Here is a 12,957-nt window from a genome sequence, read left to right as displayed (position 1 = left end):
ATACCAAGTCGATTTTTCGATTTGATTGTATTTTTAAAAGTTTGTAGTTGCTCTTTTTGACACGACATTGCTCACATTGCTTCCAGTGTAATTTTATAGCTTTCTCGGAAGGTGATGGTAAGATTAATTACTTTCTTATTTATGCTAGGCGACATTTTTTAATGTCGCTTTTTTTATGTCTGCGAATCGTTTTTTTAACATTTTAATGAGTGATCGTTAATTTATTTTCCACAGCACAGGATCCTGAAAAGATCTTAATTTATTATTTAATGGTAATTATTAATTTAATTAAAACAATTAGTTAATATTGTTATTGTGAGAAATTTTTCTTGTATATAGCTTGTGGATAAAAAATATAAACAGAGTTATCCACAGGGGTGCGTCATTTGTCAGTTTAATTAACCTTACCTGGCTTTTGTTGAGCTATTTCGGCGGGTTGTAATAAGAATATGCGTTTTTAGCGGGATTGAATTCATTTTCAGAGTATCAGAACTCTGGCGCTGATCGTTTATTTTTTGACGTGGCCTGCTGGAAATAAAGCATCTGAAGATGATGATAAAGACAGACAATTATCCTGCGTGAAGTAGGATTCTTCATCTGACTTTTTCAATGTATCGTGGTCAACCGTGGAATACTTTCGCCTAACGTGGCATCCTAGTCCGTTATAAATATTCTCTGAACCAGATAGATTGGATACCAATATGGCTAGTATTCCTGAGAAGCCTCTTATTTTAGTTGATGGCTCGTCTTACCTTTATCGTGCATTTCATGCCTTTCCCAGCACAATGAGTAACGGAAAAATTCAGACCAATGCGGTTTATGGTGTGGTCAATATGATCCGAAGTCTGTTAAGACAGGTTGAATCGGATCATATTGCCGTTGTTTTTGATGCAAAAGGGAAGACGTTTAGAGATGACCTCTATCCAGAATATAAAGCGAACCGTCCGTCAATGCCGGATGAGCTGCGTTGTCAGATAGAACCTCTGCATAACATCATCCAGGCGATGGGGCTGCCACTGCTCTCAATTGAGGGCGTTGAGGCTGATGATGTGATAGGTACGCTGGCATCCCAGGCTTCGAAACAGGGGATGTCCGTATTGATCAGTACTGGTGATAAGGACATGGCTCAGCTAGTTGATGAAAATATAACACTGATTAATACCATGACGAATGTGATCATGGACAGAGACGGTGTCATTGATAAATTTGGTATACCTCCTGAGCTTATTATTGATTATCTGGCTTTGATGGGTGATAAAGTTGATAACATTCCTGGTGTTGCGGGGGTGGGGGCTAAAACAGCGACGGCGTTGCTTCAGGGCATTGGCGGGCTAACTGATCTTTATGACCATCTGGATGATGTGGCAGCTCTTGGTTTCCGTGGTTCGAAAACCATGGCAAAAAAACTGGAAGAGCATAAAGAGAATGCTTTGTTGTCTTATGAATTAGCAACGATCAAACTTGATGTGGCGCTGGAACGTAAACCTGAGGAGTTGACAAAATCTCAACCAGATACTGATCGGTTGATTGAGCTTTATGGACAGCTGACGTTTAAATCGTGGCTAAATGAGCTTCTGGATGGCGGAGATGGTGTGATAAAGGCTGATGCAGAAGCGGCCAGAAAACTAACGAAATCAAAAAAATCCTCCGATAAGTCTTCCTCTTTGGCCGCTTCTGCTGTGAATATTGATCGTAGCCAGTATGAAATTGTTACTACTGAAGAACGCTTTGAGCAATGGATGTCTATCATTGAAAATGCAGAGCTTGTTGCTTTTGACACGGAAACCGATGATCTGGATTATATGACAGCGAACCTTGTGGGGTTGTCTTTCGCGGTTGAAGAAGGGAAAGCGGCCTATTTACCGGTTGCACACGACTATCTGGATGCCCCCGTACAACTGGATCGAAGTGGGGTATTAGCACGCCTGAAGCCATTTCTGGAAGATGAAAATAAAGCCAAAGTTGGCCAGAATTTAAAATTTGATGCAAGCATTCTGGCGCGTTACGACATTGAGATGAAAGGTATTCGTCACGATACCATGCTAGCTTCCTACGTGTTAAATAGCGTGGGCGGTAAACACGATATGGATAGTCTGGCTTTACGGTTTTTACAACATAGCTGCATCTCATTTGAGCAATTGGCCGGAAAAGGAAAAAATCAACTGACTTTTAATCAGATCGATCTGGATCAGGCAGGTGAGTATGCGGCAGAAGATGCCGATGTCACATTGCGACTGCATAACCGTATTTTCGGGGAAATTGAGAAGGATAGCCTGCTGAAATCGGTCTATGAAGACATTGAAGTTCCCCTTGTTCCTGTTTTGTCCCGCATGGAACGGACCGGTGTACTCATCGATGCTTCGAAACTGAAAACTCAATCCGTTGAAATCACAGCGCGGTTAGCCGAGCTGGAAAAAACCGCTTACGATATGGCGGGAGAAGAATTTAACTTAAGTTCGCCAAAACAATTGCAAGCGATTTTATTTGAAAAAATGGCGCTTCCGGTCGTGAAAAAGACGCCTTCCGGAGCTCCATCAACCAATGAAGAAGTCTTGCAGGAATTGGCTCTGGACTATCCTTTGCCAAAAGTAATTTTGGAGTACCGGGGTCTGGCCAAGCTGAAGTCAACCTATACGGATAAGTTACCCCGAATGATCAATAAGACAACTGGCCGGGTTCATACATCCTATCATCAGGCTGTGACCGCGACAGGTCGGTTGTCTTCAACTGAACCGAATCTACAGAATATTCCGGTCAGAAATGAAGAAGGCCGAAGAATTCGTCAGGCATTTGTTGCGCCGAAGGGGTGGAAAGTGGTTGCGGTTGACTACTCTCAAATTGAATTACGCATTATGGCTCACTTATCTGCTGATAAGACTTTGGTGAATGCATTTAATGAAGGGAAGGATATTCATGCGGCTACGGCGGCAGAAATTCTAGGACTTTCTATCGATCAGGTTTCCAGTGAACAGAGACGACGGGCAAAAGCGGTGAATTTTGGCTTAATTTATGGAATGAGTGCGTTTGGGCTGGCTAAACAACTCGGTATTCCCAGAAAAGAAGCTCAGGCTTATATCGATAAATATTTTGAGCGTTATCCCGGGGTCATGCAGTATATGGAAGATACCCGCAGCATTGCCAGTGAACAAGGTTATGTTGAAACTCTGTTTGGCCGTCGCTTACATCTTCCGGAAATCAAATCAAGCAATGGCATGAGACGCAAAGCGGCTGAACGGGCGGCGATAAATGCGCCAATGCAGGGAACGGCAGCCGATATCATTAAAAAAGCCATGTTGCTTGTTGATGATTGGATCCAGAAGGAGGGCAATGGTCAGGTCAGACTTTTAATGCAGGTTCATGATGAACTGGTGTTTGAAGTGGAAGAGTCATCTATTGTCAAAATTGAAAGTAAAATACAAAAATTAATGGAATCTGCTGCGGACTTGTCTGTTCCATTAGTGGCTGAATCTGGGGATGGTGACAATTGGGAACAGGCTCACTAGACATTTTTTAACAAAAATGTAATGTTTTATATGAGCTGGCGCACAAACGCTGGCTTTTTTTTTAATCAAATAAAGTCATGTTAGATCATATGTTTGTTCGTAATAATCAAAAAAATATGAAAAAAAACTACAAAAAAGTTTGATTTTCAGTCGGATTGTTGTAAATTAATACTCGTAGGGTACAGAGGTAAGATGTTCTATCTTTCAGACCTTTTGTTTCACGTTATTGGATTAGGCTGATTCAGCCGCCCCGCTCAGTGTTTGAGCGGGGCGTTTTTTCATGTATAAAATAAAATATATCAATAAGTTAAATAATTATATTGATATATTTTATTATTTCTTTTCCCCATAAGCCTTTCTCTAAATCAGATACAGTGTTGCTATGTTTTTTGTAATTTAATTCCTTTCACAAAATTCTTATTTTTCTATGTGAATTAAGAGATATAAATTAAATGTAAATTCTAACTCATTGATAATATTTTGTTTTTTTGTGCAAGACATGATAAGAAAAAAATGAGTAAATATTTGCTTAATTCCCGGTTATGGGCGATGCTGTTATTACAACGAATAAAAAGAAAAAAATTTAATATCTCTCCCGTTGCCCTGCCAGGATGGCGGGGTTTTTTGTGCTTGGGCCGGAAGAAAAGACAGGGCTGTTAACCTTTCATTGTACAAAATCTGCACTCAAAAGTTCAACTGACCCTGTGGTTGACTGTTATTCCCCGTCGGCTTCTTCATTGGTAATAAGAGCCGGAGCGAACCATTCATCCAGCCGGTTTCTCAGAGTATCCACGCCCAATCCGTTTTGAGAAGAGAAGGCATCAACGTAGACCTCTCCATTAAATTCGGTGGCCTGATTTTTTATTTTGAGAACAGTTGCTTTTCGGGCTCCGCTTTTCAGTTTATCAGCTTTAGTCAGCAGCACCTGTACCGGAATCTGACATTCAACAGCCCAAAAAATTAATTGCTGGTCCAGATCTTTCATAGGGTGGCGAATATCCATTAATACTACTAACCCTTTCAGACATTCCCTTTTTTGCAAATACTCACCTAACGATTTCTGCCATTTCTTTTTCATTTCGATCGGAACCTGAGCAAAGCCATATCCGGGGAGATCGACAATGTTACATCCTGGAGATACCTGAAATAAGTTGATCAATTGCGTCCGCCCCGGGGTTTTACTGGTCTTCGCCAGACTCTTCTGATTAGTCAGCTTATTCAGTGAACTGGATTTTCCGGCATTTGAGCGTCCCGCAAAGGCAATTTCAATGCCTTCATCGGCAGGGAGGTGGCGAATATCGGGTGCACTGGTGATAAATTGCGTGTTTTGATAATGAATTTTTACGCTCAAAATTAACTCCGTCGCGTTGGTTTGCGAAAGTAATGACTTAAAGATAAATATCAATTATATCATGCCCGGTGTATTACGCTGACTGTAATGTGATATATATATCATTTCGGGCATTCTTTTTAGAAAAGAATGCCCTTGTAATTGATTGATTAAGTAGCAGTTTATTTTATTGATTGGCGGTTCGTGATCTTCGTCTTGGTGGTTGATCTTGTCGGTTTGTTTTTAAAGTGTAAGATATGAACCTATTAGCATTTGATTTAATACGATTTGCGGTTACACAAGATAACTTGGGGGATGATGAATAGATAGGATATCTATTTAATAGGGATGGTTGCTTAGCCTCTGGATGGGCGTGTAAAGGACCAGGCTCAGGATGTGCTCTGAGACAGTGACGTTTCTCACGGAGAGTAAAATTCATCAGGATGATGGAAAACGAAGTAGCACGGAAAGCGTTTAAAACAAAGGGATGATTGTGCACAGTTCAGTTGTGCTGTTATCTTGCACTCAGGTGCTGGCTTTTTTACAGCGATAGAACATTCTATCGCTTTTTTATTTTCTATTTTTGCCTGCCGATGAAAAATTCAGCTAAACCTCTCCACTAAATCGGTCATTTCTGGTATCTTGCGCTTCCTTTAATAGGAGGAGTACAGGATGTCTGGTTGCCCGCTTTGTCATAGTGAACAGGTGCATCACTATCATACTGATAAATACCGTGCGTATTGGCAATGCCAGCGCTGCGAACTGGTCTTTGTCGGGGACGACTCACTATTAAAAGAGAAAGACGAAAAATCATTTTATGATCTGCACGAAAATGACATACATGATGAAAGGTATCGTCGTTTTTTGTCCAGAGTCGCAGAGCCCATCTGTTGTCGGGTGCCGGTAAAGTCTCAGGGGTTGGATTTTGGATGTGGTCCGGGGCCTGCTCTTGCACATATGTTGGAAGAACAGGGTATGCGGATGTCTTTGTATGATATCTATTATTTCCCGGATACTGCGCCTCTCAGACAACAATACGATTTTATGGTATCGACGGAAGTGATTGAACACATTTATACCCCCGACCTTGTTTGGGAATCGTGGCTGAAATTAGTTAAGCCCGGAGGGTGGATTGGGCTGATGACGAAAATGGTCAAAGATGTGGACGCATTTGCGAAATGGCACTATAAAAATGATTTTACGCACGTAAGGTTCTATAGTCGTAATACATTTCAATATTTGGCTGAGCGGGATAAGCTCGAACTGGAATTTGTAGGCAACGACGTTATTTTACTGAGGGTTCCCAAGTTATGAGTCGTAAGAAAAAGGTCAGATCAGCTGGCAGTTCCGATGTGATTGTTGTCCGTCAGCGATCAGAATCGGATAAATTAGGTCGAGAATTAAAAAAGCAGAAGAAACGTAAAGGCCTGAAATCTGGCAGCCGTCATTCTCAGGAAGAGGCGCATGTAGTAAAGTCAGGATCAAAAGCAAAAGATCCCCGTATCGGCAGTAAAAAGAAAGTTCCTCTGATTGTGAATGCCTCAGAAAAAGTGGTGAAGCAAAAACGTAAACTAAATGCTGAGCAGGAATTAGAGATGCTGGAAAATGATTCTCAGCTGAATGTGTTACTCGAGCGCCTGGATAGCGGAGAAAGCTTAGGTGAAGGGTTACAGAAGTACGTTGATGAGAAATTAGATCGTATTGAACAGTTGATGAAGCAACTTGGACTTTATGACGATTTTGATGAAAATGCAGAAGAGGACGACGAGGCAATTATGCCTCAACCTCAGAAAAAAGCCGGAAAAGTATCATCAGAGGACGATGTTTTGTCCCGGTTTGAAGATACGGATATAAATAAGTTAGATAGCTGAAAAGGTAAGTTAGGATGTATTTAACCATATTAGCCAGTATTGGTGGCATCATTATTATCGGACTGGCCTCCTATGCCGCATCTCTGTTTGTGCGTCTGAAAAAGCAAACGAAACTTCAGGAAGAAGTGCGTAAGAAGCAAGTTGAACTTGAACGAGAAGCATTGCACAAAAGAAATGCCAATATTTTCGAAAGTGTTGAGACCTTATGTAAAGTTGGAATTCAGGGGCAGTGCGATTTATCGGAAATTACCATTCGTGTCTATCGTATTCTGGAATACGTACAGGGTGATGCGCGTATTGATGTTGAGAAGTCTTATCCGGCATTGACGGAGTTATATCATACGGTTAAAGATATGGCTCGCGGAGATGCAAGGAAGGCCTTGGCTAAGAAAGAAAGAATGAAGCAAAATATGCAACGAATGAAAGCAGAAGGTCGCTTAGGTGACTTGATCAAAGAAGAGCTGAAATTGTTGCAACAAAAAGTAAAAGTCCATGTGACAGATAAAACCACATCTGTTCAATTGGTGTAATTTTTCGATCATATAGTGATCCCGTTTACATTTTCGTACATCATTTGAGTACTTTTATCTTCTAATTAACGTCTTTTTCTTTCTATGTGGCAAAATGGTCAGCGGTGAAGTTTCTTGTGGATAGATAAAATGATGTGCGAAGCGGAGAACAATCAGCAAATTGAATGGGATCAGAATATACTGGATAAGTATAACTATTCTGGTCCTCGCTATACGTCATATCCGACGGCGGTTGAATTCCATGAAGCTTTTACGATTGCTGAGCTTGATATGGCTTATGCTCAGTATCCGGACCGTCCTTTATCGTTATACATTCATATTCCTTTCTGTCATAAGCTTTGTTATTACTGCGGATGTAATAAGGTTATTACCCGGCATAATGATAAAGCTGAGGAGTACCTTGATGCTCTCGAGTACGAAATTTCTCAACGGGCGACCTTACTGGTTGGCAGAAAAGTCAATCAGGTACATTTCGGTGGCGGTACACCGACATTTCTGAAAGAAGAACAAATTCGTCGTCTGATGTCTGTCTTAAGGCAGGAGTTTTCTTTTTCAGAAGACGTTGAAATTAGTATTGAAGTTGATCCCCGCGAGATCGAGTTGAGTTTGATTTCGAGTTTGCGGGAGCAGGGATTTAACCGTTTGAGTATTGGCGTTCAGGACTTTAATAAACAGGTTCAGAAACTGGTGAATCGTGAGCAGGATGAAGGTTTTATTCATGCTTTGATTGATAAGGCAAAAGAGCTTGGTTTTGAATCAATTAATCTTGATCTGATTTATGGGCTACCGCTGCAAACAACAGAAAGTTTTGCGAAAACATTGGATCAGGTTATCAGTATTCGTCCTAACCGGTTGTCGGTTTTCAACTATGCGCATATGCCACAGCTATTTGCAGCCCAGCGTAAAATTAAGGATAAAGATTTACCGGATGCACAGGAGAAAATGGCGATTCTTCAAATGACGATAAAAAAACTGACCCTGGCGGGCTATCAGTTTATCGGAATGGATCATTTTGCACTGCCTGACGATGAGCTGTCAGTTGCGCAGAGACAAGGTGTATTGCACCGTAATTTTCAGGGGTATACCACGCACGGTAACAATGATTTGATTGGGTTTGGAGTCTCCGCTATTTCAATGGTGGGGGATACTTATGCTCAGAACCAGAAAGATCTGAAAGCCTATTATTCTTCGGTTGATACACTCCGTCATGCATTATGGAAAGGATTATCACTGGAAGCCGATGATATTGTCCGGCGGGATGTGATTAAACAGCTTATCTGTAATTTCAAATTAGATAAACGGCGGGTCGAGGCGCAGTTTAAGGTCTCATTCCGTCAGTATTTTTCCGAAGATCTTGAGCTATTAGCTCCTTTTATTAAAGATGAGCTTGTTCTTGATGACGAACAGTATATTCAGGTTACGCCCCGGGGGCGGTTATTGATTCGGAATATTTGCATGTGTTTCGATAAATATCTGAGAACCCGGGCCCGACAGCAGCAGTTTTCCCGAGTTATTTAAAAAAACCAAGTTGATGCAACTTGGTTTTTTATCGTACTTATTTTATTCCGTCTTTCTAACTGGTTGTAATCAGTTTAAGTGCTTTTTTACTCACATCATGCGCATCCTGATGTTTGTTTTGTTTTTCCAAAGCCGTTGACAAATAGCCGAAGTCATTCACGCTAGGACGGATAGACAATGCTTTTTCAAATTCGCTTTGGGCCAGAGACCAGTTTTGCTTCTCCAAATGAATTCTGCCTAATGCGCTTAATACTTCTGCGTTGTTCGCGTCTTTCTTCAGAGCATGTTCCAGAAGTGAAATGGCTGACTTTTCGTTGGTCAGGTGCAGTTCTGGTAATAATCCATACAGTTCAGAATTCGGGTGTTTCTTCGTGTGTTCTTTAATAAGAGCATACGCCTGTTCATCGGCATTACGGGCTAACAGTAATCGGACTAAATGACCACAGATCACGGATGAAGACCGGGCATTCTTAGGAAGATCACTCCAGCGGTCTAGTAACCCTTCCGTACCTCTGTGTTCTGAGGTTTCTGACAGCAATCCACAATAGGCCTGATCCGTCAGTTTCTGGATTTCAAAACCACTGGCCATTTTTGTGCTCTTAAGATCTTGCACTAAGGAAAGCAGTGGTTCCCACTTACCCAGTTTAACGTAAATGATTTTTTGCAGAGAAAGCAGGATTGGATTCTGTGGGTAGTCGTGTGCTACCGCGCCCAGTGAATCGAGGGCGCGCTCATATTGCTCTGCCTGTACGTACTGTTTAGCTTTGGTTAATTCAACTGCCAGAGAAGCATTGTCTTGCTCTGAAGCCAGTTGCAGGTATTTGTCTCGTTTCTCACTATTTCCCTGTTCCTGGGCCGCCTGAGCTGCGATCAGATAACAGAGTACCGGCATATCATGGTGTCTGGCCCAGCGAACGACTTTCTGTTCTGCCTGTTTCCAGTCTCCTTCCATTAATTTAAGGATGCCTTCATTGGTCATACGGCGTGAGCGTTTAAGTTTTCTGATGCTAAACCAGTTCCATGTGTCGGAACCAGCCCTCAGAATTCGTTTAATAATAAATTCAGCCGCAAATAAAATTGCCAGAGCGACAACGACAAAAATAACCAGTGTTGTAACACTCATTTCCAGTGTTTTGTCTGCAATGGAAATCAGGACATATCCCTGTTCACCAGCGTATTCTGTTCCGGCATACAGTCCTAAACCAAGGACAAGAAAAAGAAAAATAATGCGGATCATTCTTTATCCTCCTTGATTAAACTGGTGACTTCCCGGCGTAAGCGTTCATGAATTACATCCGTTAAGATTGATTGAGATTGCAGTTTGACAGGGTAAGTTACCTGGATTTTCTGTTTGCTAAGAGACTCCAGTGCTTTGTTGAATTCGATAACGTGGTTATCCGTTTGGTTCAGGTAAGACTTGGACCATTTATCTGCTGTATTTAATGCAGTGGTATAAATTTCCTGCTGCTCATCGTAGACCGCTTTAATGGCAGTTTCGAGTTGCATTTTGAGGTTTTCTCTCAGGAAGAAATGCTGCTCGGGGGATAGCAGTGGAATGGCATTTCCATCACGGGTTCTGAAGGTGATAAATTTATCGGCAAAGTTTTTCGCAGACGTTAACAGGTTTGTTTTCCAGTTATCGATATTGCCGGTTACTTCTTCTTTTTTCACCTCTACGGAATCCGGTAAAATGGCATTAGCCAGTGGAAGTTTATCGACAACCTGAGACAAACTGGTCAAACGCAGTACCAGACCATCTTTGTCAATCAGAGGGATCGACTTCAGTGTTGTAATGTCTGTTGCCATTGCTTTGCGTAAAGGAACCAGACTCGGGTCATTCAGCGCTGCGATTCTCTGGTCAGCACTCTCCATCAGGAGCGTCGCGCTTTCAGGATCATGCTCTAAGAAGAGTTTTCTTCCTGCCAGTTTTACCAGATAATCAGACTCTGCCAGCAGCCAGTCATTAGGACGTCTGCCTTTAACTTCAGCTAAAGCCATCTGAAGGCTTTCAATGCTTTTATGTTGTTGTGCCAGCGCCGTTTCTGTCTTATTTACTGCATGGTTCGTGACCTCTTTTGTTTCTTGCAGAGAGGAATCTAACTGGGCTTTCAATTGCTTTTGTGTTTGCAATAACTGAGTCTGCAAATCAGCAATCTGAGCTTGATAATTCTGTTGGGTATAAACCGTGACACCACCACTCAGCAGTATTGAAATAACTATCGCTAAACCACCAAGTTTAACGCCTTTTTTAGCTTGCTTTTGTAGCTGTTCATAATCTGATGAAGACTGGGGGTTTTTAGTCGCCGCTACGGATTTACTTTTGTCATCCTGAGCTGGATGAGCCTGATCCTTTTTATTGCTTTCTGGCGTTGTGTTGTTGGTTGTCATTAAGTATTCCTATCACTTTCGGCTGAATGGCAGCCACTAAATCGAAATTGTTGGCGCTACCGACAACAATGGTATTCTGAAATCCAATTTCTTTTGCCACTTGAGCTATTCGCTGGCTTGGAACAAAAATGTGTAAGTTCAACATCCAGAGCCGGTTTTCTTTGGTTATCTGGTTAACGAAAAAGCGAAGTTGTTCTTCGCTTGTGAAGACAACATGACTTACATTTTGTTTTTGCCACTGAACTACCTTATCACTAGCTTCAAATGGAATAAACTTTCGCCGGTAAGACTCACAATATTTTACATGAGCTCCCTGTTGCAAAAGTTGTTCTGCAAGAAATTCTCTGCCCCCGTTTCCTCTCAGGATAACAATATTTTGCTCCCGGACATTGAGTAGTGACGGGTGGGACAGCAGGTGTTCACTATCACCGTGTGACGGGTAGTCTACCTGTTGTTGAGATAATTTTCTTAAAAGTCGTGCGGTTTTTTGACCGATGGCAAGATATCTGGACGTTTGAGGCCAAAATAATGAATTTTTAACCAGCTGCTGATGAAAATATCTGACCGCAGGCTGGCTGACGGCAATGATGATATCTGCCTGATAAAGGGTCTGTTTTAGATCCGGGATAGTCTCAGTGGGTTGAAATTCTATCAGCGGTTGATATTGAGTAGATATCCCGGCCGAGTTGAGCAAAGAGCAAAGCTCTTTGCCTTGTAGGGAGGGGCGGGTGATCAGTACCGTCGGCATAAGGCATTATTTGTATAGCTGAGCCAAAATGACATCGGCACCATTTGCTAACAGCTGTTTTGCAAGGCGTTGTCCGAGCATCTCTGCATCTTGTCTGGGCCCCTTGATTTCTCCGGTAACGAGGGTGGTGCCATCCGGTTTGCCGACTAATGCCCGCAGCCAGAGGTTTTCCCCCTGAAGTTCAGAATAACTTCCTATCGGAACCTGACAGCCACCTTCCAACGTGTTATTCATGGCTCTTTCACACCGTACCCGATCTGACGTGTCTTTATCATTAAGAGGTTCAAGCAAGGCTCGAAGTTTTGAATCGTTCAGCCTGCATTCAATACCAACAGCGCCTTGTCCGACGGCCGGCAGGGATTCTTCCGGTGCCAGCGGGGCCGTAATTCTCTTCGCTAAGCCCAGACGCTTCAGACCTGCAGAGGCCAGAATGATGGCATCAAACTCACCGTCATCTAATTTACTCAGCCGTGTGCCAACATTGCCACGTAAGTCTTTAATAATAAGGTCCGGGCGACGTGCTTTTATCTGACATTGCCGGCGCAGGCTGCATGTTCCGACAATGGCGCCCTGTGGTAGTTCGTCAAAATTTTGATAGCGATTGGAAACAAACGCGTCGGTCGGGTCTTCTCTTTCGCAAATCGCCACTAAGCCCAGACCTTCAGGAAAATCCACAGGAACATCTTTCATAGAGTGGACCGCTAAATCTGCACGGCCTTCAAGCATAGCAAGTTCCAGTTCTTTCACAAATAATCCCTTTCCTCCTACTTTGGCAAGAGGGGTGTCGAGAATAACGTCGCCTCTGGTTACCATCGTGACAAGTTCAACCTGCAGGCCGGGGTGAGCCTGTTCCAGTTTATTTTTAACAAATTCCGCCTGCCATAATGCGAGAGGACTTTTTCTGGTTGCGATTCGGATTGGGCTTGAATGTGTCATTGACTTCCGGCTTATTTGGTGAATATCGTTGATATCATATCATTCTAAAGTACCGGAAATGAAATTAGTAACAATATGCAATTTTGTTTTATGTAAAAAGTTAATCATGCGCTAAAATTATGTGAGATAGATC

Annotated in this window: 11 protein-coding genes; 6 read left to right on the top strand and 5 right to left on the bottom strand. The window is 42.3% G+C overall.

Annotated elements, in window-relative coordinates:
* Positions 1-701 precede the first annotated feature (701 nt).
* Positions 702-3,503, top strand: coding sequence for a DNA polymerase I (gene polA, locus LRQ06_RS06420; RefSeq protein WP_232765588.1), 2,802 nt, complete (start codon positions 702-704; stop codon positions 3,501-3,503).
* Positions 3,504-3,695: 192 nt separating this feature from the next.
* Positions 3,696-3,743 (top strand): small protein SpfP, encoded by a 48-nt coding sequence (spfP, locus tag LRQ06_RS21305; RefSeq protein ID WP_438356636.1) that lies wholly within the window; start codon positions 3,696-3,698, stop codon positions 3,741-3,743.
* 475 nt (positions 3,744-4,218) lie between these two features.
* Here the strand turns inward: spfP and yihA are convergent, their stop codons facing one another.
* Positions 4,219-4,854, bottom strand: a complete 636-nt coding sequence (gene yihA / locus LRQ06_RS06415) for a ribosome biogenesis GTP-binding protein YihA/YsxC (protein WP_232765587.1) — start codon at positions 4,852-4,854, stop codon at positions 4,219-4,221.
* Between the two features lie 651 nt (positions 4,855-5,505).
* Between yihA and LRQ06_RS06410 the strand changes: the two genes are divergently transcribed.
* The 4 genes from LRQ06_RS06410 (at position 5,506) to hemN (ending at position 8,752) form a co-directional block, all read left to right on the top strand.
* Positions 5,506-6,147, top strand: a complete 642-nt coding sequence (locus LRQ06_RS06410; protein WP_232765586.1) for a class I SAM-dependent methyltransferase — start codon at positions 5,506-5,508, stop codon at positions 6,145-6,147.
* On the top strand, positions 6,144-6,704 hold the full coding sequence (gene yihI / locus LRQ06_RS06405) for a Der GTPase-activating protein YihI (protein WP_232765585.1): 561 nt from the start codon (positions 6,144-6,146) through the stop codon (positions 6,702-6,704). The genes LRQ06_RS06410 and yihI overlap by 4 nt, the downstream gene beginning before the upstream one ends.
* A 14-nt stretch (positions 6,705-6,718) precedes the next feature.
* Positions 6,719-7,234: a DUF2489 domain-containing protein gene (locus tag LRQ06_RS06400; RefSeq protein WP_232765584.1), complete on the top strand. Its 516-nt coding sequence runs from the start codon at positions 6,719-6,721 to the stop codon at positions 7,232-7,234.
* Between the two features lie 129 nt (positions 7,235-7,363).
* On the top strand, positions 7,364-8,752 hold the full coding sequence (gene hemN / locus LRQ06_RS06395; protein WP_232765583.1) for an oxygen-independent coproporphyrinogen III oxidase: 1,389 nt from the start codon (positions 7,364-7,366) through the stop codon (positions 8,750-8,752).
* Between the two features lie 55 nt (positions 8,753-8,807).
* Here hemN and LRQ06_RS06390 read toward each other — a convergent pair whose 3' ends face one another.
* The 4 genes from LRQ06_RS06390 to hemC are packed head-to-tail and all read right to left on the bottom strand — an operon-like array spanning position 8,808 to position 12,824.
* Complete coding sequence (locus tag LRQ06_RS06390; protein ID WP_232765582.1) at positions 8,808-9,989, bottom strand: heme biosynthesis HemY N-terminal domain-containing protein; 1,182 nt, start codon at positions 9,987-9,989, stop codon at positions 8,808-8,810.
* Positions 9,986-11,140, bottom strand: a complete 1,155-nt coding sequence (locus LRQ06_RS06385) for a uroporphyrinogen-III C-methyltransferase (RefSeq protein WP_232765581.1) — start codon at positions 11,138-11,140, stop codon at positions 9,986-9,988. Before LRQ06_RS06385 ends, LRQ06_RS06390 begins: the two co-directional genes overlap by 4 nt.
* Positions 11,106-11,888, bottom strand: a complete 783-nt coding sequence (locus tag LRQ06_RS06380; RefSeq protein ID WP_232765580.1) for a uroporphyrinogen-III synthase — start codon at positions 11,886-11,888, stop codon at positions 11,106-11,108. Before LRQ06_RS06380 ends, LRQ06_RS06385 begins: the two co-directional genes overlap by 35 nt.
* A gap of 6 nt (positions 11,889-11,894) precedes the next feature.
* On the bottom strand, positions 11,895-12,824 hold the full coding sequence (gene hemC / locus LRQ06_RS06375) for a hydroxymethylbilane synthase (protein ID WP_232765579.1): 930 nt from the start codon (positions 12,822-12,824) through the stop codon (positions 11,895-11,897).
* Positions 12,825-12,957 lie beyond the last annotated feature (133 nt).

The organism is Vibrio salinus, assembly GCF_021272385.1.
Classification (GTDB): Bacteria; Pseudomonadota; Gammaproteobacteria; order Enterobacterales; family Vibrionaceae; genus Vibrio; species Vibrio salinus.
The sequence above is the reverse complement of the archived record's forward strand: the minus strand, read 5'-3'. Positions and strand labels throughout refer to the sequence as shown.